Here is a 26,116-nt window from a genome sequence, read left to right as displayed (position 1 = left end):
CTTGCAGTAAAACTGCATTAAACCCAAATTAGCTTATTAGATTAGTTAAAAATGACAAAAGTGGCAACATTCTCCAAAAACAAAAGGAATAAAGTTCTGGACAAAGAACAACTTTTAAGTGATTTTCGGCTTGCAATGGAAAGCAGACATGCTTCTCTGATGGGCCGTAAGGAAGTTTTTATGGGTAAGGCCAAATTCGGGATTTTCGGAGATGGCAAGGAGCTGGCTCAAATTGCAATGGCCAGGTATTTTAATAATGGGGATTTCAGAGCCGGGTATTACAGAGATCAGACTTTTATGTTTGCCATCGGGCAATTGACAATCAGAGAATATTTTGCCCAGCTTTATGCGCATACTTCCGTAGAAGCTGAACCTGCTTCAGCAGGAAGGTTGATGAACGGCCACTTCGCTACAAGATCACTCAATGATGATGGTACTTGGAAGAATCTTTCAGAAATGAAAAATTCTTCTGCGGATATTTCTCCTACAGCGGGACAAATGCCCAAATTGCTTGGCTTGGCTTATGCTTCCAAGCTTTACAGAGAGAATCAAGGTCTTAAAGAATTTACTCAATTCAGTAATGGAGGAAACGAAGTTGCTTGGGGAACCATTGGGAATGCTTCTACTTCTGAAGGGATGTTTTTTGAAGCGATCAATGCTGCTGGTGTTCTCCAGGTTCCTATGATCGTGTCTGTATGGGATGATGGTTATGGTATCTCAGTGCCCAATGAATACCATACCACCAAAGGTAGTATTTCAGAACTGCTCAAAGGCCTTCAGAGAAATGATGACCAGAAAGGTTACGAAGTTTTTGTGGTCAAAGGCTGGGACTATGAAGCATTGGACAGAGCTTATGAAAATGCCGCCCGGATCGCAAGAGAAGAGCATGTGCCAGTATTGATTCATGTGGTAGAAGTTACGCAGCCACAGGGGCATTCTACCTCAGGGTCACATGAAAGATATAAAAGTAAGGAAAGGCTTGAATGGGAACAGGAATATGATTGTCTTGCCCAGTTTAGGAAGTTTTTGATAAAAAAAGAAATTGCGACAGCTGAGGAGCTTGATCAGATTGATCAAGAAGCCAAAGCCTTTGCCAAGAAGGAAAAGGACGCCGCATGGCAGTTGTTTTCAAGTGAAATTAAAAACGAACTTAAAGAAGCAGTATCTTTGATCAAAGAAGTTGCTGCCAAGTCCCAGCAATCTCAATTACTTGAAAGTATTGCTGATGAGTTATCCAAAACGCTTAACCCTATCAGAAAGGACGTAATTTCTTCTGTAAGGCGTGCTTTGTGGATATTGAGGACTGAACCTGAAAGTATAAAATCAGACCTTAAATCTTGGTATACAATTCAGCAGGAGTTGAACGAAGATAGGTATAGCAGCCACCTCTATTCTCAGTCAGAATTTAGCAGTGCTAAAATTGAGGCCGTTGATGTGGAATATGATGATGAAGCACCATTGGTAGATGGTAGAGAAGTACTACAAGCTTGCTTTGACAACCTTCTGGAAACTGATCCGAGGTTTCTGGCCTTTGGAGAAGATGTTGGGAAAATAGGTGATGTGAATCAGGCTTTTGCCGGATTGCAGGCAAAGTATGGTGAGCACCGGGTCACTGATACCAGTATCAGGGAAGTGACCATCATTGGTCAGGGTATTGGTGCAGCTTTGAGAGGCTTGAGACCAATGGCTGAAATTCAATACTTGGATTATATCCACTATGCATTGATGACATTGTCCGATGATCTGGCATGTCTACATTACAGAACTAAGGGAGGCCAAAAGGCTCCACTGATTGTTAGAACCAGAGGACACAGACTTGAAGGAGTTTGGCATGCGGGATCTCCTATTGGCATGCTTTTACATTCTCTGAGAGGAATGCTGATCTGTGTTCCTAGAAATATGACCCAAGCTGCGGGTATGTACAATACCTTGATGCATTCCGATGAACCAGCCTTAGTAATAGAATGTCTTAACGGGTATAGGTTGAAGGAAAAAATGCCTGCGAATATAGGTGAATATAGACTACCTCTTGGTAAGCCTGAAGTTCTTCGTGAAGGCAATGACCTAACAATTGTGACTTATGGCTCCATGTGCAGGATTATTGAAGATGCCGCAGTTGAGCTGGCTCAAATGGGAATTGATATTGAGATCATAGATGTGCAGACTTTGTTGCCATTTGATGTAGATCATAGCATAGTAGAATCTATCAAGAAGACCAACCGTGTTCTGTTTGCCGATGAAGATGTGCCCGGTGGGGCTTCAGCTTATATGATGCAAAAAGTTGTGGAAGAGCAAAAAGCTTATTACCATTTGGATTCTGAGCCTGCTACTTTGGCAGCAAAAGCGCATAGGCCAGCTTATTCCTCCGATGGAGATTATTTTTCAAAGCCTTCTGTAGAGGATGTTGTAGAAAAAGTTTATAGCATGATGCATGAGGTGAATCCAAATAAGTTTCCTGCAATCTAAGGAGCTTTGAAATTGAAAAAATGAAAAAAGCCTCTGATTTTGAGGCTTTTTTTATCTAGCTGTTCTTCGGATCTGATTTAGTGTAACCTCTGGGCTTGATACCACATTACTCCTGTTTAGTGCTCTATCCTGAATCTGCACATCAATTCTTATGGTATCATTTCTAAAAATAGACTCCCAACCAAAAGAGAGCATGGCGTATTGAAGTGATCCTTCCACTGGCTGCCCTTGATTATTGTTCAATATTCTAGGGAAACGGCCACTGAACGTAGTGAAATAGGGAGGATCCTCCCATCTAAACTCAGTAAATACACCGTTTCTTTTGATAAAGAATTTGATGAAAATATTGTTGTGGTTTTCGTTTTGCTCTACCCACACCGTATCGGTTACGATTACATTGTTGACTATTGGATTGATTGCCCAGTCAATAGGGTTATAAGCAGGTGCTTCAGGAGGTCTTTGAGAAAATACAATCAAGTTGCCCGAATTATTTCTTCTAAAAGTTACAGGTTGAAATGGTGGGTCAATGTCTGTTGGGTTGAGACCTAAGTCACCTTCAGCATCTCTAAAACCTACCCTGATAATAAGGGAATCAGCACCTGAGGCACTTGAAAAAGCCATGTCCTCAAAATTGATTTCAGGGACTGATGGAAAATTTTCAGGTGGCTGAACACAGGAAAATGCAATAAATTGGAAAAAGAATAAGTAAATATAATTTTTTACACTGCTCATGCTGGCATAAATTTACAACCTTTCGGTTAGGGGGTAAAATTGAACAATTTTACAATGACAAATTATAAAACGACTGAGTATTTCAAAAGTTTTCAACAAGATATACTTAATATAGATGAAAATAATTTTGAACAAAAGGCTTTGCAACTCTTTAGGTTTCAATCAGAGCACAATGAAATCTATAAAAGCTATTTAAAAGCCCGCCATATCGATGTTTCTCAGGTCACGGATTTGGAGTCTATTCCGTTTTTACCGATTAGACTTTTCAAAGATTTCGATGTGGTAAGTGGGAAAGTTGAAGATTTTGAAGGATTTTATTCGAGCAGTGGGACAACAGGTGCGATTACCAGTAAGCATTACTTTTGGTCTGAAGAGTTTTACCTCAAACACGCACTTAGATTGTTTGAATCAGAATATGGATTGATTACGAATTTTCATGTGCTCGCATTGTTGCCGGCATATTTGGAGAGAAAGGGCAGCTCATTGGTAAGTATGTCACAACATTTCATAGAAAAGTCCGCTTCAGAATACTCTGGGTTTTACCTATACAATCAAAAGGAATTGGTGGACAAATTGAAAGCGCTTCAGAATAAACCTGGGAAAATCCTTTTGCTAGGAGTGACATTTGCTCTGCTTGATTTGGCTGAAAGTAACCTGACTTTTCCGGAGATTGGACAATTGATTGTGATGGAGACAGGAGGAATGAAGGGTAGGAGAAGAGAGATGATCAGGGAAGAAGTGCATGACATTTTAAAAAAATATTTTTCGGTGAAAAAAATTCATTCTGAGTACGGGATGACTGAATTAATGTCCCAATCGTACTCCAAAGGTGAAGGTAAATATACTTTGCCGTCAACCATGCACGTTATGCTTAGAGATGTCAATGACCCTTTTGCTTATTCCAAACGCAAACATGGTGGGATCAATGTAATTGATCTCGCCAATTTTCATAGTTGTGCTTTTATAGAGACGCAGGATTTGGGAAGATTTGATGAGAATGGTTACCTGGAAGTATTGGGTAGGATTGACAATTCTGAGATAAGAGGTTGTAATTTAATGGTTAATTAAATTTGGTATTCCTTTTGGAAATAAACATATTTGAATCAATATTTTAAAAATAGTATGAAAAAAGCAGCAATAATAGTGATGGCATTAGGGGTACTGGCTCTTAGTTCCTGTGCATCAAGCAAGCCTTGCCCAGCTTACGCTAAGGCAATTGAAAACTCTGAAATTAAAGGATAAAAAGTATGCTGACCCTTTAATAGTCAGCATATTTTTTTACATCTTCGATACTGATAGTTTTTTCACCTAATATCACCAATCTCTCCACGACATTTCTCAATTCCCGTATATTCCCAGTCCAGGGGAACTCCTGCAGCTGCTTGAGTGCTTCTTTGGAAATATCCTTTTGAGCAGTTCCATATTCTTTTGCAATGTCATCGAGAAATTTTTCTACCAAAAGGGGAATATCTTCTTTCCTGTCTTTTAAAGCTGGTACTTGAATAAGAATAACACTGAGTCTGTGATAAAGATCTTCTCTGAAGTTACCATCCTCTATTTCTTTTTTCAGGTCTTTATTGGTAGCAGCTAGGACGCGTACGTCTACTTTGATGTCTTTGTCCCCTCCCACGCGGGTGATCTTGTGTTCTTGAAGCGCTCGGAGCACCTTTGATTGGGCAGAAAGGCTCATGTCTCCGATTTCATCTAAAAATAACGTGCCACCGTTGGCTTGCTCAAATTTCCCTACTCTTTGCTTTACGGCTGAGGTAAAAGATCCCTTCTCATGACCGAATAGCTCGCTTTCAATCAATTCTGCTGGTATAGCTGCACAGTTTACTGCAATAAATGGCTGGGAAGACCGGTTACTTTTCTTGTGTAGCCAATGTGCTACAAGCTCCTTCCCTGTTCCGTTTGGACCAGTGATAAGTACGCGCGCATCTGTTGGAGCTACTTTCTCTATGGTTTCTTTTACATGTACTATGGCAGGTGATTCTCCCACCATATCCAGTTTTTTTGGACAGTTTCTTTTTCAGTACTTTGGTTTCTGAGACCAAGTTCTTTTTATCCAAGGCATTCCGGACTGTCAGTAGTAACCGATTTAAGTCAGGTGGTTTGGGAACAAAATCAAACGCTCCTTTTTTGGTAGCCTCTACTGCTGTCTCTATAGATCCATGAGCAGAAATCATGATAAACTGGGGCTGCTTATCCATTTGCGAAGCATTCTCCAACACCTCTAGCCCATCCATTTTGGGCATTTTTACATCGCATAAGACCAAGTCGAACTCCTCTTCCTGAAGCAATTTCCAACCTTCTTCCCCATCTTGGGCCTCAGATATTTGGTAATTTTCGTATTCCAGGATTTCTTTTAGAGTAGCTCGGATGACTTTCTCATCATCAATGATCAGAATTTTAGACATAGGGTTTGTTTTAAATTTATAAAGGTGCAAGCCTATAAGCCGGGTTCTGTTCCCCATTTCTACAAATGGGTTTCTTGTCATTTATCTAGTCCCGGCTTCACAACCGGGATCCATCAATCTACCCATCCCGCAGAAAGACGAGCAGCCTTTTCCGAAACTGAATCCGGTGCGGGACCTATTTGATCTTTCAACCCATAAGGTTTGCCGTGCCCTCTACATCACTGTAGAAGCGGTGGGCTCTTACCCCACCTTTTCACCCTTACCCCGATCGGATCGGGGCGGTATATTTTCTGTGGCACTTTCTGTGACCAAGCCGTTCCCAGCTTGACCCCTTCCCGTTAGGAAGTATGGCGCTCTTTGTTGCCCGGACTTTCCTCCCTCCCGCAAAGCGGAACAGCGACAAGACGGCTTGCACTTTGCAAATAACGTAAAATTTTATTCAAAGAGCGTACGATTTTTCGAGGATAAGAATTTCAATAGCGATACTTACAGTTGAATCATAGATATTATCAATTGCTTTGACTATCCTATGGATAAATAACATTAAAACTTTTCATTCTTATTTGGATTAAGTTTAAATAGCAAATACATTTGCAGTGTTAATTTAAATTAAATCTAAATAACTATAGAGGTAGATGTTTAAAACAGGTTTATTGAGAATTTTCGCAATTCTCTTTTTAGTTGCAGTTAATAACCCAGTCTTTTCCAATGATAATTTGGATAATAATTCAGAAGAAAAAGCTCTGGTCATCTCAGGTAAGGTGAAAAACAATGATGGTGAAATCATTCCATTTGCTAATATCATGGTGATAGGCACTGTGAAAGGTACTTACACCAATATAGATGGTAGCTTTGAAATTTATGATTTGCCTGATGGTGAATATACTTTGAAAATATCCGCAGTAGGCTACAAGACATTTACCCGAAATGTAGTCGTGAGTGGAGGTCAAATGAGCGAAGTAGAATTGGTATTTGAAGAGATCGGCGTAGAAATGCCACAGATAGACGTCATTGCCAATAAGGACAGGGTTTTCAGCAGAGTACCAGGTTCTGTTACTTTTATAGATAAAAGAGAAATCCAAACTGTTAATCCTCTTAGTGGGAATGAAGTACTCAGAAGGTCTCCTGGTGTTCACGTAGTAGATGAGGAAGGTCTGGGAATGCGTGTCAATATTGGGATCAGAGGACTTGACCCGGATAGAAGTAGAAGTGTTTTGGTTTTGGAAGATGGTGTACCAGTAGCTTTAGCTCCCTATGGAGAGCCTGAAATGTATTATACACCTGCAATGGATAGAATGGCCGGAGTTGAAATTCTCAAAGGTTCCGGTCAGATTCTCTTTGGTCCGCAGACAATAGGAGGTGTAGTCAATTATATCACGGCCAACCCGCCGCAGGAAGAAGAGGGCTCTGTTTTTGTGCAGGGTGGCCAAGGAGGATTCTTTTCAGGTCTTGTGAATTATGGGAATACTTTTGGGAATACCGGAATCCATGTAAACCTATTAAGAAAAACCGCCAATAATATAGGTCCAACTGAATTTGATATCACAGATTTCAATACTAAGTTTCTTTTTAATCTGAATGACAAATCAGAGTTAGGTGTAAAGCTTGGAGTTTACAATGAGGTGTCAAATTCCACCTATATAGGAATCAACCAAGTGATGTATGATAGAGGAGGAGAAGACTTTACAAGACTTGCTCCGGATGACCAACTCGATGTACGAAGATATTCCTTGAGCTTTAGTCACAAGTATAGATTCAATAAAAATGTGAGATTAAGAACCATTGCTTATGGTTATACAACTACCAGAAATTGGAACCGACAAGATTTTGCTATAAACAATGACAATACTCCACCGGCTAATTGGACAGGAGTGGTCTGGGGTGACAGGGAAGTGCCAGGTGGAGCCATTTTCATGAGAGATGGTACAGGTAATAGAAACAGGCAATTTGAAGTGGCTGGAGTAGAACCCAGGTTGGAGATCGATCATAAGCTTTTTAATACGCAAAATGAATTGATTGTAGGTACGAGGTTGTTGTACGAGCGTGCATTCGAACAAAGAGTAAATGGCACCAAAGCAGGAGTTAATAGTGGCAATCTAGTAGAGGACGAGGTTAGGACAGGACATGCTCTAGCTGCTTATGTCCAGAATAAAATGATGATAACCTCCAAGTTTGATTTTAATGCAGGGGTTAGATTTGAAAGTTTTGATTACGAGAGAGACATCAGAAGAAGAAGTTTCCCTGGAGTTGGAGTAAGAGATACGACGTTAATTGCTGAAAACGTGATTAATGAAATCATTCCAGGTGTAGGGTTAAATTTTAGGCCTGCTACTACTTTCAATATTTTCGGTGGGGTACACAAAGGTTATGCGCCTCCAAGAACCAAAGATGCCATCACTGCATTAGGTGACGTGTTGGACCTTGATGCAGAATCCAGTGTCAATTACGAATTGGGATTCAGGACCGAACCTACCAGGTGGCTTTTCCTTGAGGCAACAGGTTTTGTGATGAATTTCAGCAATCAGGTAATACCTGTAGCTGAGTCTGCCGGAGGCGTTGGGTTTGGATTGGTTAATGGTGGGGCGACTTTGAATAGAGGTGTAGAAACAGCCGCGGTATTCGATCTGAGCAATTTGTTTGGGATGAGCAGAGTCAGCCTTACTTATGATGTCAATGCTACATTTTTGAGAGCGACTTATTCAGAAGATAGGTTTATTGATGGAGTCAACATCAATGGCAATAGAACGCCATATGCTCCTAACTGGTTTTTAAATTCAGCGCTTACCCTAAGAACAGAGGGTGGTTTTGGATTGAGACTTGTAGGTAATTTTGTAGGAGAACAATTTGGAGATGAATTAAACACCGTGGCAGCGAGTCCGAATGGAAGGATAGGCTTGGTGCCAGCTTACAGAGTGTTTGATGCAGTATTCAGCTATGATGTTGAAAAATGGAATTCTAGATTTAATCTAAGTATCAAAAACCTTACTGATGAGCGATATATTGCTACCAGAAGACCCCAGGGGATCAGGGTAGGTATTCCTAGGTTCATCACTGCTGGATATGAATTCAGATTTTAAAAAAAAAATAAAAATTTTACAAACAAATTAAACAGTGCCATGTTATGTTACGGAAGGCTTTAAATAGCTTTTCTTCATAGTGCTGGGTTGAGCCGTTCCGATTTATCGGGACGGTTCTTTTTTTATATATTCGGGGAAAAAGATTCTGTCCCTAATGGAAAATAAAAGATATAGGAAGTACAAGCGCTTGATCAAACTGCTCAATATTTACCCACCTTATCTTTTTGCAGGAATCAGGGTGGTTAACTACAATGATTCATTCACCTATTTCAAAATAAGGCTAAAGTTGACGTGGTACAACCGCAATTTGGTTGGGACTGCTTTTGGAGGGTCTCTCTATTCCATGTGTGATCCATTTTATATGTTTATCCTAATGATCAATTTGGGTGAAAATTACATTGTTTGGGATAAGACCGCTTCGATTGATTTTGTAAAACCTGGAAAAGGGACCGTTTTTGCCGAATTTTCGATCAATACTGATGAAATTGAAAATATCAAAAAAGAAGTCGATTTGCTTGGGAAAAAAGTGTTTGAATTTCCATGTGAGGTAAGAGATAATAAAGGGGAGCTAATTGCCCGATTGACAAAGGGAGTGTATGTCAGGAGAAAATAGTGGGTTGTCAAGCTAAGTGAGAAAATAGCTTTACCTTTGCGAAGAAGAGTTTTAGGAATAAGAAAATAGCTATGATTTTAGTAGGCAATGCAGTTATAAGTGATGATATAAAGGAACAGTTTTTTGTCTGTGATTTGGAAAAATGTAAAGGGGCGTGCTGTGTGGAGGGTGATGCTGGGGCTCCTTTGGAGGATGAGGAGACAGATATCATTGAAAAGATTTACCCTATAGTCAAAGATTATATTACTGAAGAGGGTAGGGCTGTCATTGAAAAGCAGGGTACTTGGGTCATTGATAAGGATGGTGACAAAGGAACGCCCACTATTGGGGAAAACAGAGAGTGTGCCTATGCCTTATACGATGAAAAAGGTATTTTGAAATGTGGAATAGAACAAGCTTATCTTGATGGTAAAATTGAATTTAAAAAACCTATATCCTGCCACCTTTATCCCATAAGGATTACCAAATATGACCAATACGAAGCGCTTAACTATGACCGCTGGCATATCTGCAGTCCTGCATGTTCGCTGGGAAGCAAGTTAGGAGTTCCTGTTTATAAGTTCCTGAAAGATGCTTTGGTCAGAAAATATGGAGATGATTGGTACCAGGAGCTTGTCAATGAAATTGAAGGATAAGAAAAAGCCCACGCTCAGGTGGGCTTTGCTTTTAAACTTTGATATAGATTTTTTTCTTATCCATCCAAAGCCCAATAAACCAAATCAACATCATGTATGCTATTGAAAACAGCAGGGAGGCATTTTTTGGGCTGAGCCAACTCGTAAATGCTTTGGAATAGATCAGTCCTTTTAAATTTTGATCTCCGATGCTAATAAAATACATGATGCTGATGACTACACCCGAAAGCACATATAGGATCAGAGGGTTTCTTCCAAACACTTCAAATGGGTAAGTCCAGCTTCTCTGCTGCCATACTTCAATGAGTAAAATCATCGCAGCAATTAAAAGCAAATCTAGGCCTATGGTCAGTAGTACATAAGAACTTGTCCAAAGTTTTTTATTGATGGGGAAAAAAGGATCCCAAGCCAGGCATACAGCAATCAGGATTAAACCTGCTACCAATAGGTATTTTACTGTTTTGGTATTGTTCCCCATTTGCTGTATAAACTTACCTGCAAAGTATCCCGCAATTACATTTACTACAGCAGGAAAAGTACTTAACAGTCCTTCAGGATCGAAAGGGATTCCCTCTCCCATATACAGATTCTTGGCTCCAATGAGCCAAAGGTCTAATTTTAAGGCAGTATTTCCTGTCAATGAATATGGCTCACCTGCTTCCCCGAAGAAATACATCACCGGCCAATAGGCGATCAGGGTAATCAGGCTGAAGATCAATGCTCCGGATCTGCTTAGGTAATAAAGAACAAGCGAAGCAATAAGGTAACATAGGGCAATTCTCTGCAATACACCTAAAAGCCGCACCTCTCCCCAATTGATCATGGCTAGACCATTTTCTGTCTGATCAAAAAACGGGAAGGCATTCAAGCCCCAACCAATGATGAAAATGAGAAAACTACGCTTGAGAACTTTTCGTAGAAAAAGGCCTTGGCCCATTTTTTCTAGTTTTTTCATACTAAAGCTCATGGCATTTCCCACCACGAAAAGGAATGTTGGGAAAACCAGGTCTGTGATGGTGAAGCCGTGCCAGGGAGCATGCATAAAGGGACCATACATATGAGACCAAGAGCCCGGCGTATTGACGACTATCATTAGGGCTATAGTCAGTCCCCGCAAAACATCAAGAGCAAGGTACCTTTCTTTCAAAGGAACACCGGAAGGTTGAAGCGTTGACATAGGTTGTTTTAGGTTAGGAGATTAATTTTCGTAATCAGTCAAACTTTTTGTAAAATATAAATAAAGTGTGGATATAAAAATGCTTTTTATCAGAGGGTGTATAATACCTGTTTGATATGGTGAATATTTGTAGTTTCAGCTCTATAGTGATTTTTATTTTGGAAAAAAAGGTATATAATAATCAAAAAAATGTATATGAGTATAATTTGAAAAATATTATTGTTATATTTTCAAGTGTGTTAAGTGTTTTTTTTGGTATCGCAGTAGAATTGGCTGCGGTTTATGAAATGAATCTTGAAATTTTATTTTAGGTAGAATTATAGCTTTGAAAAAGCATCTACTCTTTTTATTCTTTTTAAATCCAATCTTTATGAGAAAACTATGTCTTAATTGTCTGTTGATGTTTTTTGCTTTAAGCTTTTGTTTAATCGGTTGTCGGCAAAAGCCCGAAAAAAAAGACAGTCCCCCAAGCCAATTTCCTGAAAGCAAATCTAAATATGTCGTTAATATTCAACCGACTGTAATCATTCCAATGATTTTTGAGGATTTGGAAATGGGGGATGAGGAATTTAATAAAATGAGAGGCGGTAAAGTTCAAAATATCAAAGAGAGGATAAACAGAAGCCTTTCCAGACCTGTCAGTATTCCTGAAAATCAAATCTTAGCGAATGTAATTTCAGGTGCTATTTTGGAATTGACTCAAAATCAAGTTGAGGAACTTGAAAAAGATCCTGACCTAGTTGTAAAAAAGGACTTTATGGTTCAAGGTAAGCCAATTCAGCAGGGGAAACCTATCCAACAGGGAGGTAGTAACAATCCTGATGAAATTCTGTATGATTCAAATAATAAAACCAGTCAGGGTATTACCCTCATGGGAGGACCTATTCCTCAAAACCAGTTGAGAAAAAATAATATGGTCTGGATTTTAGATACCGGAATTGATAATACTCATTCTGATTTGGGTAGTGTAGATTCGCGTTTTTCGAAATCCTTTATAGAAATGAATCCTTTTACAGACCCGAATGGACACGGTACGCATCTTGCCGGCCTAGTGGGAGGGAAAGCAAGTCAAGGTTCATACGGTATGAATGGGGTTGCGCCAGGTATTAGAATGGTTTCGCTACAGGTTTTAGATGAAAATGGAGAAGGTTCTTGGATAGGTGTTCTGCAAGCTTTGGAATACTTCTATGTGAGTTTAAGGAGGATACATTCAAATATTGAACATGTAATTCTTATGAGCTTTGGAGCTGATCCAGAAGGTGAAGATTGTAGAAGTTATAATGAAATTTTGACGGATGCGATGAAAAATATCACCAGTATACGAGGACGTAAAAATTCAATTGTTATGTCAGCGGGGAATACATGTAGTTGTGAGCCATTGGAGGGTAGTTCCACACGAAATTATCCAGGCTGCATCAGCACTCCGGGGGCCACTAATCCTCCTTTTAGAGATATTTATACCATAACAGGTTTTGCTTTTCATCGATATGGTATTTATGAGTGCTACGAAAGAGCTATGCTTGGTGAAAATGTAGAATATATTGCTCCAGGGAAAAATGTTTTTTCCACTTATCCGGGCAATAGATATATAAACATGTCAGGTACCTCGATGAGTGCTGCAATAGCCGCAGGAGTAATCGCAGGAAGAGGAAGAATAAACTCCTTGAATTCTATAACCTGTTCAGATGAAAGAGATTATAAAATTGTGACTACCAGATAACCTTCAAAAGGAGTTGGGGCTTATTTTAGACTCAGCTCCTTATTTTTCATTAAAAGTATTTTTTGCTCTATTTCGGCTTTGAATTCTTTCCAAGGTTGATAGTCAATGAGATGGTAAAATACAGGATTGGATTCTGCCATCTGTATATCCACCCATTTCATGTTTTTGGCTGCAATTAAATATTCCATGCATTTTTCCTTGTCATCGTAAATTGCGTAGATCATTGCCATTTTAAAAAAATGATCAGGGTCATCTGTGTTTTGTTTGATTTCCCCCATATTGATGTAGTTGGCGCCTTCCAAAAGTACCTCAGCATCCATATTGTTGCCTTGCAATAAGTGGAGGTAGCCTAAATAAATAGGGGCAGATGATAGGGGGTCCCGACCTGCTGCTTCATTATATTTTATAAAACTTTGGAAGTATTCCATGGAGCTGTCAAAATCCTCACAAAAGAAAGATATGATCCCGGCAGATTCATATATTTTAGCGGCTGTACCTTGTTGAGTAGCCAAGGGCAAACCTTTTTCATCTGAAATTCCTTTCAGTAGTCCCAGTAATTCAGGTACTAAGCTTTTTGCTGCAAGGGTATCTGCCATCCCTAGATAGCTAAGTCCCAGTTGTTCGTACGTATCACTTTCTGGTTGTATTTCCAATGATTTATTAAGCCACTGAATTGCATTTTCATAATCCTTTAGCAATCTGTAGGTCCAGCCTACAATCTGGAATGGTATGTAGTTTTTAGGATTGAGTCCGGCAGCTTTTTTCTGTCTTTGGATGGCTTCATCCAGTTCTCCCCTGATAAAATAGCTAGTAGCTAAATTGCCTACAGCTTGAGAATTGTTAGGATTGAGTTCAACTGCTTTTTGCAACAGGTTGAAATTATCTTCATATTCTCCATTGTAATAATGTGCTGTAGCAAGAGCTTTATAGGCTTCGGATAGGTTGCTGTCAAGGCTGATCGCCCTTTGGCTGGAAGCTTTGGCAGAATCTATCCAGATACGCTCCATTTTAAATCGACCATAATTTTGACTGAAGGCATCTCCCAATCCAGCCCATGCCAAAGCAAAATTTCTGTCCACTTCAATGGCATTCTTGAACTCCTGTATTGCTTTTAGGTTGTCCTCTACATTGTATTTGTAGTAATAATTCCTTCCTTTCATGTAGTATTCGTATGCCGTAAAACTCTGTGTAGGTTTCTTTTCCAAAAGAAATTTTTCTTCTTCAGTCAACTTTGTGCTGAGGGAAATGGCAATTGCTTGTGCGATGTCACTTTGAAGTTCAAAAATGTCCGAAAGATCTCTTTCGTAGGATTCTGCCCAAATGTTTTTGTTTCCCGAAACCTGTATCAAATTGGTGTTGATTTTGATCCTGTTGTTGACCCTTTGGATTTTTCCTTCCAAAATGTAATTTACATTCAAGGTTTTAGCAATATTACTAAGGTTTTCATTACTGTTTTTGTAATATTCTACACCCGATTTCGAAATCACGGAAAAGGCCGAAATCTTGGATAATTGCATGATGATATCCTCAGTAAGGCCATCTGTCAAAAAAATCCTCTTCTTTCTGATTGAGGCTTGAAAATGGCAAAACAGCAATGGATTTTTCAGACTCTTTGATGGACTTGTTTACCATTGTGTTGTAATTGAACCAAAGTCCGGCAGAAAGTAGGCTGAGGATGATCAATGCAGCTAGCATTCCTTTTTTGATTCTGCTTTCCAGTAATTTCAGCATTTCTCCACGCTTCGGAACAACAAGCCCTGGTGTTGCCAAGGCATGTATTTCTATGGGCTTTTCTACATTTTTCAATTCAAAAGTTCCCAAGTTTACTGTTTGCAAATTTGACTTTTGAGGAAGTTGGCAGTAAACCTTATCAGAAAGCAAAACTGACTTTGGGCTTCCTAAAGTCTGAATTCTAGATGCGATATTGACAGCATCCCCAAAGACATCCCCACCTTCTTCAATAATTTCGCCCATGTGAAGACCAATCCTCAGATTTAGTTCTTGGCTTCGGATATAATTGCTTTGAATTTCATGGGCTGCCTGCACAGCATCCTCAGCTCTTGAAAAGGCACATAAAATCCCATCACCCATTTCTTTGACCAGCCGACCCTTATATTTGGCTGTCATGTCTTTATGTAGCTGGGTATTTTTCTTTACAAGTTCAAAAGCGAGGTCTTCATTGGTGCCCATGATAGAAGTGTACCCAACGATGTCCGAAAACATGATTGTAGCAAGTTGTCGATTGGGTCTTATATATGAGCTCATAAAAATTACCTTTGGTTTTTTCCCTAGGGAAACTCAAGTAATTATTAATATAATTCTTACCATTGAGTGATTTGAAATTTCTATCCGTAAAATTTAATCAAATATTAAGATTTCCTCACTATTATTTTGTGTTATATAATTCTTTAAATGGGTGTGAAAATGAAATTGATATTGGCAATATCAGTAAAAAGGCATATAAAATAAACTTTTGGGTTTTCTATCTTTCTTGAATTTGTTATATTCATCGAATGATAAGACAATTTATTAGCCCCGCCCTTTATTTCTTATTCATTTCTTGCTTTATTTTTTCCTGCTCTTCCAATCAAGGTAATCCATCTGCGGATGACCTTAAGATAGAATGGGAACTGTTGGAAAATTCCATTCAACCGGAGCAGTTTCACAGAGCTTCATTTACCATTACAAATAAGAGTAAACAAAATTTAAATCCGGATTGGGAAATTTTTTTCAATTCGATTTTTCTTTCTGTTAAGCCTGATTTAGTAGATCAAAAAGTAATAATCGAACATTTGTCGGGGGATTTTTTTAGAATCAAGCCTATGGAAGATTTTCCTGTTCTTTCACCTGAAGAGCAGTTTGTAATTGAATATAAATCCGGGAATTTTCTCAATAAAAACAGCCATGCACCGGATGCTTTGTATATTGTTTTTGCAAATGAATCTGACCAAGGCCATCCTTTAGTCAATTACCATAAAAAAGGAGTCAATCTCCCCTCTATGGTAAAGGTGGCAGCTGAGTCCACACTGCCCATTCCCACAGGAAATTTTTTATTTGAGCAGAATAAGGATTTGAAAAGGCTACATTCAAGGGAGTTTAGTCCTGTGATTCCCACTCCCAAAAAATATGAATGGGTTGAGGGATCATGGGAAAAAGCATCTGAAATCACTTTTTATGCAGATGAGGGGTATGAAGCTCAGACTTTACATTTGGAAAAATGGCTTAAAGAAATTTTTGAAGGAAATGTATCCTCAGTTTCCAAAGAAGAAGCTGATGTTTTGATCATAAACAGCAGTGCTGACCTGGGGAAAGAAGGATATAATTTAACTATAGGAGAAAATATACTAATTGAAGCCAGTGAACCTGCAGGCGCTTTCTATGGTATTCAAAGTCTGATGGCACTTGTCCCAGTAGAGGCTTTCGCAGAGCGAGTACCTAAATTGGAAATTCCTAAAATCAAAATTGAGGATGAGCCAAGATTTGAGTACAGAGGCTTGTTTTTGGATGTGGCAAGAAATTTCCAGTCCAAGGAAGCTGTTTTCAAACTCTTGGATTTAATGGCTTTTTACAAACTGAATGTTTTTCACTTCAACCTTGCAAATGATGAAGGTTGGCGGATAGAAATACCTGGTTTACCGGAATTGACAGCTGTAGGAAGTAAAAGAGGGCATTCTGCAGAAGAAAAAGATTTTTTGTGGCCTTATTATGGTTCTGGACCAGATCAAGGTGATTCTCCTCATGGGACAGGATTTTATACTACGGATGATTTTGTTGATATATTGAAATACGCCAACAAGAGGCATATTGAGGTGATTCCGGAAATTGGCGTTCCTGCCCATTCCAAAGCTGCTATCATTGCAATGAGATCCAGATACCATCAAAAGATGGAAGCGGGTGATGAGCATGCTGCAATGGAGTATTTGCTGGAAGACTTTGAAGATACATCCGATTACCTTTCAGCACAGAACTTTCGGGGGAATACCATATGCATTTGTCAGGAATCAGCCTTTAATTTTTATGGTAAGGTAGTAGATGAAATAATAGAGCTATTTAGTGAGGCAGGCCTTCCACTTAAAACTTTTCATACAGGTGGAGACGAAGTCCCTCATGGTGCTTGGACTGACTCACCTGTATGTGAGAAATTCATTCAGGAATCGGAAGAGGTATCTTCCGTGGATGATTTGAGAAATTATTTTTATAAGAGAATCAGTAAAATGTTTGCTGAAAGGAATATACAGACTGCAGGTTGGGAGGAAATAGGGCAAGTGGAAGTGGAAGAAGAGGGAAAACGGGTACCCAGACCCAATCCAGAGTTTGCTGATGCCGGATTTAGGGTTCATGCCTGGAATGCAGTAGCAGGTTGGGGAGGAGAAGATATGGCTTATCAACTTGCCAATGAAGGGTATGAGGTTATTTTCTGCAACTCTTCCAATATTTACTTCGACTTGGCCTATGACTTGCATCCTGATGAACCAGGGCACCTTTGGTCAGGTCATGTTAATCTCCAAACAGCATGGCAAACTGTGCCCCTCAATCATTTCATTTCCAATGACAGGGATATGTATGGCCGGGAAATCGACATAGATGAATTGGTAAAAAATAAAGTGAGACTAAGCAATGAGGGAAAGAAAAATATCAAAGGAATTTCTGGTCAACTTTGGACAGAAACTGTGAAAGGACAAGATATGATGGAATACTACCTCCTGCCGAAGATGCTTGGTCTGGTAGAAAGGGCATGGGCTTCTGATCCTGATTGGACCTCTGTTTCTGACCATGAGTCAAGAAAAGCTGCCCGAGCAGAGGATTGGAATAAGTTTGCAAATGCTGTAGGGCAAAGGGAATTGCCAAGGCTTGATTTTATTTTTGGAGGCTTCAATACAAGATTACCCAAGCCAGGCACTTTTGTGAAGGATGGACTGATGCATGCCAACGTAGAAACTCCCGGGCTTATCATCAGGTATACCAGAGATGGATCTCAGGTAACTGCAAATTCGCCTGAATATTCGGCTCCTGTACCTATTGAAGGAAAAGTTATGCTTCGCGTGTTTACACCTTCCGGTAAAGGAGGAGATATCAGTTCATGCGATAAATGGGATGGCTCATAATTGTAAACCAATTCTCAAATGAAGGTTGACAAAAACTTCTCCCATAGACACAGTCCTCGGCATAACTTTATAAAACTCCCATCCATAACCCACACCAAACCCTGCTTCATAATTGAAATGCCTGGTTGGGCTTCTTCTTATCCCCCATGTTGGAATCAAGCTCAGATTTGGGATTATTCCAATACCGGATTCATTGGATATTACAAACCAGTCCGGTTTGTAAGAAGTAGTCAGAGCGACAAAATTTCCTGAGTTTTGGGCAGTCTTTTTTCCTTTTATAAGTCGCTTTTGAAGGTTGTAATAGTATCTTGGCTCAATTCTTAAAAATGGATTCCAGACCAATAGTGGGTTTTCCATAAATAACCCATCTCTGTAAGAAAAATCAAAACCAATTTCATTTCGAAGGGCTATTTTATCCAAAATCCTAGATTCATTGCTGAGATATTTGGTTACCAATAAGCTTTGAACCTGCCATATAGATTTTTCTACCGAGACAATTTCCTGAGCCTGAGTTGATTTTACTACAAAAAATAAAATAAGAAAGGGAAAAATATGCTTATTCATTTAAAATTGATTGATAACTGTGCAATATTAGGATAAAAAGAACAATTTACTATTATTCTTGTTCTACAAATATGAACGACTTATTGATTAAAAAATGCGCTTTGTTTTTTATCTGTTTTGGCCTGGTTTTTTCTGCGCAGGGGCAGATCAGTCTGGATTTAGAGACAGGAATAATTTTTCCGGGTTATAATGAGGTACGGATACCCAATGAACAAGGGACTCTGTTTGACTTCAATTCGGATTTTGAAATTCAGGGGCCGGTAATACCGTTCAGGGTAAGACCTGGTTATAGTTTTGGTAAAAATCATATTTTCGGTCTCTACGCCCCATTAAGTGCGAATTACTTGGGATCTCCTGGTTTCAACATCAACTTTCAAGAGAGTCAGTTTGATGGAACCAATGAGATTGATGGGTTTTATAAATTCAATAGTTACAGACTGACCTATAGAAGGGATTTGATTCAAAATGAGAAATGGGTTTTGGGTCTGGGATTCACTGCCAAAATCAGGGATGCACAAGTTAGGCTAATACAAGGAGGAGTGGAAGATTTCAAAGATGATGTTGGTTTTGTACCACTGCTCCACTTATTTGTGAGCTATGATACCGGCAACTTTTTGGCCATGATAGAGGGAGATGGATTGGCAGGAGGGCCAGGAAGGGCTTTTGATTTTTTCGGAGGTGTCAGAGTTCCTTTGTCCAATTATTTTGATCTGAAGGCTGGTTATAGGATTTTAGAAGGAGGAGCTGATATTTCTGATGTTTACAATTTTGCCCTTTTCAATTTCGCTTCTGTGGGAGTTGTTTGGGGTTTGAGGTAAAAGATCTCAGAGGCTTTTAATGATGTTTTTGTATTTCATTATCAGTTCATCGTTGTGCGCCTCTCCTTCATCAGAATTGGAGCTGCTGAATACTTCAGGGACAAAGCCATTTGAAACCAGGTTTTCTGTAGCCTGTACCATGATGGATTGGAGGATGCTTACTCCAAGTATTGTTGAAGTGGCTCCAACTTTGAAATCCAGTCCAGAAATTTGAACAGAAGCATCTCCGATCTCACCTCCATTATCGAAGTAAAGATCAGAGATTTCGTAGAGTTTTTTCCCTGAACTATGCCTGGAAGCTACTGAAGAAGTATGCTTGAGATTGGTAATAACAATCACTTTTGCTCCATTTTCTTTTGCCAACATGGCCATCTCAATGCTTACTGTATTTCTTCCTGAATTAGATGAAATGATGAAAATATCTTTTGGTCCAATTTTATAATCAGATAATACTTTTTTAGCATAGCCTTCTTTTCTTTCTACTTCAGTACTTAAAGATGCATTTTTATGAAGCATCAAAGCTTCATCAAGTATCGGGATAACTCTGGCAAAACCACCAGCACGGTAAAATATCTCTTCGGCAAACATGTGTGAATGGCCTGTTCCGCTGGTATAAATAAAGCCATCGCTCATCATGCATTGACTGACCCAATCAGCTGCCAATTCTATTTTTTCTATCTGTTTAAACACAGTTTCCAGCTTGGCCTTCAAATGGTCCAAATATCTCTGATAAGCTTTTTTCATAGTCAATTTATCAATATTTCATCTATAAAAACCCAAGCTTTGCTTCCTTTGGAAGGATGCCAGGAGGGAAGGGCAGCTAGAGGAATGACTCTGATTTTTACTGCTTCGGTTTGCATTGCCTTTTCCAGACCCAGGGTTTTCAAGAGCATTTGTTTTCCTAGATTTTCTTTTGGCTGTTCGGGCTTTTCAGTGTATATAATCTCCCAATTTCCATCTGGGTTTTTCTGTGCGATTTCTATTTGCGAAGGTGGGAAAATATGTGAACCTTCATCAGTTAAAAGGCTAAGAGCAATGTTATTGATCGTTTTTACCTGAGTGAATTCTAAAATAGCTTCAAGAGGTTGCTTTTGAAAACCCAACCATTTTCCAGAGGCAAAATCTTCATCCCCTTTTTCAAGATCGAAGAGTGTTTGAGCTCCTTTGCCCTTATATTTTTCATCCGGATCATAGCTTAATTCGATTTCATCTGGAATTATCCCGGATTTGAAAACTACAGCTTGATTGATCGGGCTACCAATCCATCCCGGAGCAAATGCCCTGGCCTGAATAGTGGAGCTTTCGTGGAGAAGAATTGGTTCTTGGTAAATTGGACTGTGAAGACTATCAGGTTTAGTCCCGTCTAAGGTATAGTGGATTCTGACCGAACCAATTGGATGTTTCAATGAGATTTTTTTGGATTGTTTGAAAATAGGATTGTCGAATTCAATGATGGGAGCATTAAGTGCAATAGGCCCTGCATCATCTTTGTAACCTCTTTCGATTGTGATTTTTTGGTTAAGGGAAAGGAAATGATCAATCTCTGAGTCTGAAATCTTGGTATTCCAAATATATAGGACTTGAAGAGAATGGATTTTTTTAAGTCGATTCAAAGTTTCAGCCTTCAGAGGATTACCACTGATTGAAAGTTTTTGAAGATTGGGCAGGTTTGCCAGGTGATCAAGCGAAGTCCCATCCAATCCTGTGAAATTCAGATTGAGGTTTTCAAGATTTTTAAACCCTCCTATTACTTTAAGATCCTCATCATTGAGGTCTAAATGGCTTAAATTAAGGTACACGATCTTTTCTCCTATTTTTTCCAGTTCTTGGAGACGATCGGAATTGAATTGGTTTTTGCCAAAAAATCTCACAGCCAAGGCAGGTGATTGAGGGGAAATAGGCTCAATTAATCTATATTCATCATTTAAAGATTTGATAATTTTGGGCTTGGCGGCTTCAAAATCATAATGAATAGTCTGTCTGCTTTCTACCCAGTTTTTGGCCAAAGTGAAGAATTGTTCTTTGGTGTTGAAGTCGACTACTTTTTTATCCATAGGAGAGGATGCAAGAATCCATGTCTCCAGCAGTTGTTTTTCCTGATCATTCAGCTGTACTTTTCCTTTGGGAGGCATGTGTTCATCATCCTCCAAAGGGAGGTGGATTCTTTTGAGTAACAAACTTTCCTTTGGGTTTTTAAGGTCAATGCTCAAACCTGTTTTTCCTCCCGCCATAATATATTTAGCTTCGTCCAATCTCAATTCCCCTTTTTGTTTGGAAGCTTTGTGACAACTGATACATTTCTGTTCCAAAATAGGTTTGATGATATGATTAAAGGCTTCAGCTTCTTCAAGGGAAACCTGAACCTGTTTGGCTGGTGAATTCAAGGGTTCCAATAGAAAATCTTCTCCATGAGTGATGCTGGCTCCCAAATGCCCTGTGATCACAATCAGCAAGCTAGATGTCACGGGAAGTAATTTTAGAGTATAAAAATTTTCCTTTTGATCAATCCAATACCAAACAGATGCTAACCAGAAAACACTTACAGCTGTCCATTGGTGGAATTTAAAATTTTCATAGGAATATCCCGGTTCTGAGCTCAACAAGAAACCGGCTACGACAGTGAGGCCAGTGAAAAGCAGGGCAATGAGCAATAACTTTTTTCTAAAAATAGGGCTTGGGCCAGAATCCGGAAACCAATAAAGAAAAGCTGCCAAAATCAATAGTACTATTGGAAAGTGTAGAAGTAATGGATGCATCCTTCCCAGTACTTCCAATAGTGGATGGAAAACTAATCTACCTTGACCGATAATCAGGACAATTACCAGACTATGCATAATGATGAGAAGGTAGTCGAATAAATGGAATACTCTAGCGCTTATTGACATGGTCAAGGAGGTTTAAACAAGGATGTCTTTGACTACTTTTCCATGCACATCTGTCAGTCTATACCGTCTTCCCAGATGTTTGAAAGTAAGTTTTTCGTGATGTATTCCCATCAGATGCAGCACTGTGGCCTGGAAGTCATGGATATGAACGGGTTTGTCCACAATGTTGTATCCAAACTCATCGGTTTCCCCGTATACCATTCCTGACTTAACTCCACCTCCTGCCATCCAGATTGAAAAAGCCCTTGGGTGGTGATCTCTTCCGTAATTATCTTCCTGCATTTTTCCTTGGCAGTAATTGGTCCTACCAAATTCCCCTCCCCAAATAACCAAAGTTTCATCCAATAAACCCCTCTGTTTGAGATCTTTGATCAATGCTGCTGAAGCTTGGTCCACATCTTTGGCCTGTCCCATGATTTCTCTTGGGAGGTTGTCATGTTGATCCCAACCTTGGTGATAGAGTTGGACAAATCGGACTCCATTTTCTGAAAGTTTTCTTGCTAAAAGACAATTTGCAGCATAAGTGCCGGGAACAAGGCAGTCTGGGCCGTACATTTTGATGATGCTGTCGGGTTCTTTGGTGATGTCGGTGACTTCCGGAACAGCGGTCTGCATCCGAAAAGCCATTTCGTACTGCTGGATTTTTGCGAGAATCTCGGGATCTCCAAAGGATTCATAACTCATTTCATTCAAGACTGAAAGTTTATCGAGCATCTTTCTCCTATCTTCCCGTGACATACCGACCGGGTCACCCAAATAGAGTACGGGATCTTCGCTTGCGGAAAATTGGACTCCCTGATGAACGGAATCCAAAAAGCCGTTGGTCCATAATTTGGAGTAAACTCCCTGCCCGTTTCCTTTCCCTCGGCTCAGCAATACACAGAAAGCAGGCAGGTTACTGTTTTCACTTCCTAGCCCATAACTCAACCATGCTCCCATACTGGGTCTGTTTCCAACCTGAGCCCCTGTTTGAAAAAAGGTGAGAGCAGGATCATGATTGATTGCTTCGGTATGCATAGACTTAATGATACAGATATCATCTACGATTTTGGCAGTATGAGGAAAAAGGTCTGAAATCCAAGCTCTGGCTTCGCCATACTGTTGAAAGCCAAAATAGGAACCCACCAGTGGAAATGAACTTTGTCCGGAAGTCATTCCGGTAAGTCTTTGCCCCATTCTGATGGATTCAGGTAACTCCTGTCCCATTTGTTTGTTGAGCAGGGGTTTGTAGTCAAAAGATTCCAATTGAGAAGGGGCACCGTTTTGGAAGAGATAGATCACCCTTTTGGCTTTGGGTGCAAAATGGGGTAGTGCGTCAAAAAGCTCCTCTTCAACACTTTTTCTTTTGAAAAGGTCAGGAATCAAAAGACTACCCAAAGCAAGACTTCCTATACCTAGGCTTAGTTTGGACAGGAATTTTCTTCTGTTGTGATTTAAGTTATGTTCCAGTTGTTCCTTTTCCATTTCAGATTTTCATGAGTGTTTCTTCCAAATTGTAAAGTAAGCTGATGACCTGCATCATGGCTGCCAGGTCTTCATTGATTTCTTCCGTTTGGGATGCGGAATTTCCAACACGTATAAGGCTTGCAGCTTGGCTCATGTCTTTAGAAAACCGAATTTTTTCTTCTTTGAAGTAATCTTCCAAGATTTTCAACTCCTGATGTTTGGGATATCTGCAGACTATTCGTAGGAATGCTTCTTCTATAGCCAAACTGGGATCGGATTTTCTTTTTAAGAGAGTATTGGCAAGATAAGAAGATGCTTCCAAGACCAATGGGTCGTTGAGCATTACCAAGGCCTGTAAAGGAGTATTTGTTCGTCCTCTATTGACTTCGCAAAGGTCCCTGTTGGAGCCGTCAAAAATAATCGGCATGGGAGGTGGTGAGGTCAATTTTATAAAAGTGTATAATCCTCTCCTATATAGTTTTTCTCCACTGTCTTGTTGATAGGTTTTCAACTCTCCTCTTCCGGATGTTGAAGCTTCCCACAGTCCTTTAGGTTGGTAGGGTTTGACACTTGGTCCTCCAATTTCATTCACCAAAAGGCCGGAGCTTGCCAGTACAAGATCCCGGATGTTTTCGGCAGGTAGCCTTAATCTCGAATACCTTGAAAGGAAGGTGTTTTCTGGGTCTTTCTCTAGTTTTTTTCGGTCTACCACAGAGGACTGTCTATAAGTAGCTGAGCTGAGAATCTGCTTTAATAGCCTTTTGATGTTCCATCCATTTTCCATAAAGTCCACAGCTAGCCAATCTAAAAGTTCAGGATGGGATGGTAAATCTCCCTGCATCCCGAAGTCTCCTGTAGATTTTACAATTCCCTGCCCAAATATTTCTTGCCAAATGAGATTGACAAAAACCCTAGCGGTCAATGGATTGTCTTTAGAAACAGTCCATTGGGCAAGGCCAAGTCGGTTTTTTGGGTAATTTTGATCAAATGCTTTAACGGATAATGGGGTAGAGGGAAAAACCTGGTCTGTAGGAGCATCATATAATCCTCTGTCCAAAATAAATGTAGGCCTTAAACTGTCCAATTCCTCCATTACAGAAACCATAATCCTGTCGGAATCCTGCTGGTTGATAAATTTCAGAATTTCTTCTATGTCCTCTTTTTCAATCCAAAGAATTGGGGTTTTTGCTGGTTTGGATTGCATGACGTCTCCCTCATATCCCTTTTCAGGGGTATTATTGAAGAATGAAAACAGCTCAAAGTATTCTTTTTGGGAAATGGGATCATACTTGTGGTCATGACATTGGGCACATTCTGCAGTAAGTCCCAAGATTCCCTTGCTGAATGTGTTTGTTTTGTCTAAAACATATTCCACACGGTATTCTTCTTCTATCACTCCACCTTCTTCTGTATACTTATGATTTCTGTTAAAAGCTGTAGCAAGGATTTTTTCTTTGTTCTTGTCCGGTAATAAATCACCTGCCAATTGCCAGGTGATGAACTCATCGTAAGGTAAGTTTTTGTTGAAAGCATGAATCACCCAATCCCGGTAGGGCCATTGTGTTCTGACATTGTCATCCTGATAACCGTATGAATCAGAGTACCTTGAGATATCCATCCATAGCGCGGCCATTTTCTCTCCAAATGATTCCTTGGAGAGAAGTTGATCTATCATGTTGGAATATGCTTCTTCAGAATCATCTCTTTCAAAGTCAGCAATCCATTCCGGTAAGGGTGGGAGTCCGGTCAGGTCTAGGCTGATTCTTTTGAGCAAGCCGACCTTATCTGCTTCTGCGTTGGGTTTCAGGCCTGCTGATTCCATTTGCCGGAGTATGAAATAATCTATTTCATTGGAAGGCCATTTTTGATGTTTGACTTTCGGAAGGGCTTGTTTCTGGGGTTTTACAAATGCCCAATGCGGTTCATACCTGGCACCCTGTTCTATCCATTTTTTAATAATTTCGATTTCATCTGGGTTGAGGCTTAGATTGGACTCCACTGGAGGCATGCGCTCTCCCGGATCATCTGATGTAAGGCGGATGTAAATTTCTGAATCAGAAGGATTCCCTGGGACAATTCCGTGGCGACCGGGGTTTTCCTTCAAAGTGGCATAGGCCGAATCGGCGATATCGAGGCGCAGCCCTGCCTCTCTTTTGTTGGCGTCAGGGCCATGACATGCAAAACATTTATCAGAAAGAATAGGCCTGACATGAAAGTTATAGCTTACTTGGTCTTTACCATCCAGGAAGTTGTTTGTCGTAGTTTTTTCTTGGCAAGAAAAAAACAAGACAAGCAAAGAGGGAAGGGCAAAGGAAATCAGTTTTTTCACGGCTATTCAGGGGAGTTACTTTCAGTTCAAGTAAATTCGTGAAAAAAATTACAGAAGACAAAATTGTTTCCCAAAAAAATCAACTATTGATATTCTGATGAAGTAAATATCAAGAACTGCGAAGAAAGTATT

17 protein-coding genes, 1 other RNA gene and 1 pseudogene are annotated in these 26,116 nt (G+C 39.7%); 8 read left to right on the top strand and 11 right to left on the bottom strand.

Going from position 1 to position 26,116, the window contains the following annotated elements; all coding sequences use genetic code 11:
- Positions 1-51 precede the first annotated feature (51 nt).
- Positions 52-2,466 (top strand): alpha-ketoacid dehydrogenase subunit alpha/beta, encoded by a 2,415-nt coding sequence (locus A33Q_RS00255; protein ID WP_009035233.1) that lies wholly within the window; start codon positions 52-54, stop codon positions 2,464-2,466.
- 51 nt (positions 2,467-2,517) lie between these two features.
- Here A33Q_RS00255 and A33Q_RS00250 read toward each other — a convergent pair whose 3' ends face one another.
- Positions 2,518-3,198: a hypothetical protein gene (locus tag A33Q_RS00250; protein WP_009035232.1), complete on the bottom strand. Its 681-nt coding sequence runs from the start codon at positions 3,196-3,198 to the stop codon at positions 2,518-2,520.
- A gap of 54 nt (positions 3,199-3,252) precedes the next feature.
- Here A33Q_RS00250 and A33Q_RS00245 point away from each other — a divergent pair, with 54 nt between their 5' ends.
- Positions 3,253-4,266: a long-chain-fatty-acid--protein ligase gene (locus A33Q_RS00245; RefSeq protein ID WP_009035231.1), complete on the top strand. Its 1,014-nt coding sequence runs from the start codon at positions 3,253-3,255 to the stop codon at positions 4,264-4,266.
- Positions 4,267-4,456: 190 nt separating this feature from the next.
- Here the strand turns inward: A33Q_RS00245 and A33Q_RS00240 are convergent.
- Positions 4,457-5,615, bottom strand: a pseudogene (locus A33Q_RS00240) (sigma-54-dependent transcriptional regulator).
- A 19-nt stretch (positions 5,616-5,634) separates the two neighbouring features.
- Positions 5,635-6,031: RNase P RNA component class A (gene rnpB, locus A33Q_RS21445), an RNA gene on the bottom strand.
- A gap of 237 nt (positions 6,032-6,268) precedes the next feature.
- Between rnpB and A33Q_RS00235 the strand changes: the two genes are divergently transcribed.
- The 3 genes from A33Q_RS00235 to A33Q_RS00225 all read left to right on the top strand — a co-directional run bounded on the left by A33Q_RS00235 (position 6,269) and on the right by A33Q_RS00225 (position 9,940).
- Positions 6,269-8,692, top strand: a complete 2,424-nt coding sequence (locus tag A33Q_RS00235; RefSeq protein ID WP_316929402.1) for a TonB-dependent receptor domain-containing protein — start codon at positions 6,269-6,271, stop codon at positions 8,690-8,692.
- 154 nt (positions 8,693-8,846) lie between these two features.
- Positions 8,847-9,305: a DUF4442 domain-containing protein gene (locus A33Q_RS00230; protein ID WP_009035228.1), complete on the top strand. Its 459-nt coding sequence runs from the start codon at positions 8,847-8,849 to the stop codon at positions 9,303-9,305.
- Between the two features lie 71 nt (positions 9,306-9,376).
- Positions 9,377-9,940 carry a DUF3109 family protein gene (locus A33Q_RS00225; RefSeq protein WP_009035227.1) on the top strand — a complete coding sequence of 188 codons (564 nt, stop codon included), beginning with the start codon at positions 9,377-9,379 and terminating at the stop codon, positions 9,938-9,940.
- Positions 9,941-9,971: 31 nt separating this feature from the next.
- On the opposite strand, the gene A33Q_RS00220 is transcribed toward A33Q_RS00225, so the two are convergent.
- Positions 9,972-11,117: an acyltransferase family protein gene (locus A33Q_RS00220; RefSeq protein WP_009035226.1), complete on the bottom strand. Its 1,146-nt coding sequence runs from the start codon at positions 11,115-11,117 to the stop codon at positions 9,972-9,974.
- A gap of 370 nt (positions 11,118-11,487) precedes the next feature.
- On the opposite strand from A33Q_RS00220, the gene A33Q_RS00210 reads away from it, so the two are divergent.
- The gene (locus A33Q_RS00210) at positions 11,488-12,837 is read left to right on the top strand and encodes a S8 family peptidase (protein WP_084328451.1); all 1,350 of its coding nucleotides are present in this window, start codon (positions 11,488-11,490) and stop codon (positions 12,835-12,837) included.
- Positions 12,838-12,857: 20 nt separating this feature from the next.
- Here A33Q_RS00210 and A33Q_RS00205 read toward each other — a convergent pair whose 3' ends face one another.
- Together A33Q_RS00205 and A33Q_RS00200 are read right to left on the bottom strand one after the other, a co-directional pair.
- Positions 12,858-14,354: a tetratricopeptide repeat protein gene (locus tag A33Q_RS00205; protein WP_016254395.1), complete on the bottom strand. Its 1,497-nt coding sequence runs from the start codon at positions 14,352-14,354 to the stop codon at positions 12,858-12,860.
- A gap of 10 nt (positions 14,355-14,364) precedes the next feature.
- On the bottom strand, positions 14,365-15,102 hold the full coding sequence (locus A33Q_RS00200; protein WP_084328450.1) for an adenylate/guanylate cyclase domain-containing protein: 738 nt from the start codon (positions 15,100-15,102) through the stop codon (positions 14,365-14,367).
- A 248-nt stretch (positions 15,103-15,350) separates the two neighbouring features.
- On the opposite strand from A33Q_RS00200, the gene A33Q_RS00195 reads away from it, so the two are divergent.
- A complete protein-coding gene (locus tag A33Q_RS00195) occupies positions 15,351-17,942 on the top strand; it encodes a family 20 glycosylhydrolase (RefSeq protein ID WP_009035221.1) in 2,592 nt (863 codons plus the stop codon).
- Here the strand turns inward: A33Q_RS00195 and A33Q_RS00190 are convergent.
- Positions 17,937-18,506, bottom strand: a complete 570-nt coding sequence (locus tag A33Q_RS00190; RefSeq protein WP_009035220.1) for a hypothetical protein — start codon at positions 18,504-18,506, stop codon at positions 17,937-17,939. The genes A33Q_RS00195 and A33Q_RS00190 overlap by 6 nt on opposite strands.
- A 71-nt stretch (positions 18,507-18,577) precedes the next feature.
- Here A33Q_RS00190 and A33Q_RS00185 point away from each other — a divergent pair, with 71 nt between their 5' ends.
- A complete protein-coding gene (locus A33Q_RS00185) occupies positions 18,578-19,324 on the top strand; it encodes a hypothetical protein (protein ID WP_040489534.1) in 747 nt (248 codons plus the stop codon).
- A gap of 6 nt (positions 19,325-19,330) precedes the next feature.
- Here A33Q_RS00185 and A33Q_RS00180 read toward each other — a convergent pair whose 3' ends face one another.
- The 4 genes from A33Q_RS00180 to A33Q_RS00165 are packed head-to-tail and all read right to left on the bottom strand — an operon-like array spanning position 19,331 to position 25,984.
- A complete protein-coding gene (locus A33Q_RS00180; RefSeq protein ID WP_009035218.1) occupies positions 19,331-20,068 on the bottom strand; it encodes a sugar isomerase domain-containing protein in 738 nt (245 codons plus the stop codon).
- Positions 20,069-20,070: 2 nt separating this feature from the next.
- Positions 20,071-22,209: a c-type cytochrome domain-containing protein gene (locus A33Q_RS00175; RefSeq protein ID WP_009035217.1), complete on the bottom strand. Its 2,139-nt coding sequence runs from the start codon at positions 22,207-22,209 to the stop codon at positions 20,071-20,073.
- 12 nt (positions 22,210-22,221) lie between these two features.
- Positions 22,222-23,673 (bottom strand): DUF1501 domain-containing protein, encoded by a 1,452-nt coding sequence (locus tag A33Q_RS00170; protein WP_009035216.1) that lies wholly within the window; start codon positions 23,671-23,673, stop codon positions 22,222-22,224.
- 1 nt (position 23,674) lies between these two features.
- Complete coding sequence (locus A33Q_RS00165) at positions 23,675-25,984, bottom strand: PSD1 and planctomycete cytochrome C domain-containing protein (protein ID WP_009035215.1); 2,310 nt, start codon at positions 25,982-25,984, stop codon at positions 23,675-23,677.
- Positions 25,985-26,116 lie beyond the last annotated feature (132 nt).

This window comes from Indibacter alkaliphilus LW1 (assembly GCF_000295935.2).
Lineage (GTDB): Bacteria > Bacteroidota > Bacteroidia > Cytophagales > Cyclobacteriaceae > Indibacter > Indibacter alkaliphilus.
The sequence above is the reverse complement of the archived record's forward strand: the minus strand, read 5'-3'. Positions and strand labels throughout refer to the sequence as shown.

Excerpts from the sequence above, each read along its gene's own strand:
- A33Q_RS00255 (WP_009035233.1), top strand. The coding sequence starts at position 52 with ATGACAAAAGTGGCAACATTCTCCAAAAACAAAAGGAATAAAGTTCTG.
- A33Q_RS00250 (WP_009035232.1), bottom strand. The coding sequence starts at position 3,198 with ATGAGCAGTGTAAAAAATTATATTTACTTATTCTTTTTCCAATTTATT.
- A33Q_RS00245 (WP_009035231.1), top strand. The coding sequence starts at position 3,253 with ATGACAAATTATAAAACGACTGAGTATTTCAAAAGTTTTCAACAAGAT.
- A33Q_RS00230 (WP_009035228.1), top strand. The coding sequence starts at position 8,847 with ATGGAAAATAAAAGATATAGGAAGTACAAGCGCTTGATCAAACTGCTC.
- A33Q_RS00225 (WP_009035227.1), top strand. The coding sequence starts at position 9,377 with ATGATTTTAGTAGGCAATGCAGTTATAAGTGATGATATAAAGGAACAG.
- A33Q_RS00220 (WP_009035226.1), bottom strand. The coding sequence starts at position 11,117 with ATGTCAACGCTTCAACCTTCCGGTGTTCCTTTGAAAGAAAGGTACCTT.
- A33Q_RS00210 (WP_084328451.1), top strand. The coding sequence starts at position 11,488 with ATGAGAAAACTATGTCTTAATTGTCTGTTGATGTTTTTTGCTTTAAGC.
- A33Q_RS00205 (WP_016254395.1), bottom strand. The coding sequence starts at position 14,354 with ATGCAATTATCCAAGATTTCGGCCTTTTCCGTGATTTCGAAATCGGGT.
- A33Q_RS00200 (WP_084328450.1), bottom strand. The coding sequence starts at position 15,102 with ATGAGCTCATATATAAGACCCAATCGACAACTTGCTACAATCATGTTT.
- A33Q_RS00195 (WP_009035221.1), top strand. The coding sequence starts at position 15,351 with ATGATAAGACAATTTATTAGCCCCGCCCTTTATTTCTTATTCATTTCT.
- A33Q_RS00190 (WP_009035220.1), bottom strand. The coding sequence starts at position 18,506 with ATGAATAAGCATATTTTTCCCTTTCTTATTTTATTTTTTGTAGTAAAA.
- A33Q_RS00185 (WP_040489534.1), top strand. The coding sequence starts at position 18,578 with ATGAACGACTTATTGATTAAAAAATGCGCTTTGTTTTTTATCTGTTTT.
- A33Q_RS00180 (WP_009035218.1), bottom strand. The coding sequence starts at position 20,068 with ATGAAAAAAGCTTATCAGAGATATTTGGACCATTTGAAGGCCAAGCTG.
- A33Q_RS00175 (WP_009035217.1), bottom strand. The coding sequence starts at position 22,209 with ATGTCAATAAGCGCTAGAGTATTCCATTTATTCGACTACCTTCTCATC.
- A33Q_RS00170 (WP_009035216.1), bottom strand. The coding sequence starts at position 23,673 with ATGGAAAAGGAACAACTGGAACATAACTTAAATCACAACAGAAGAAAA.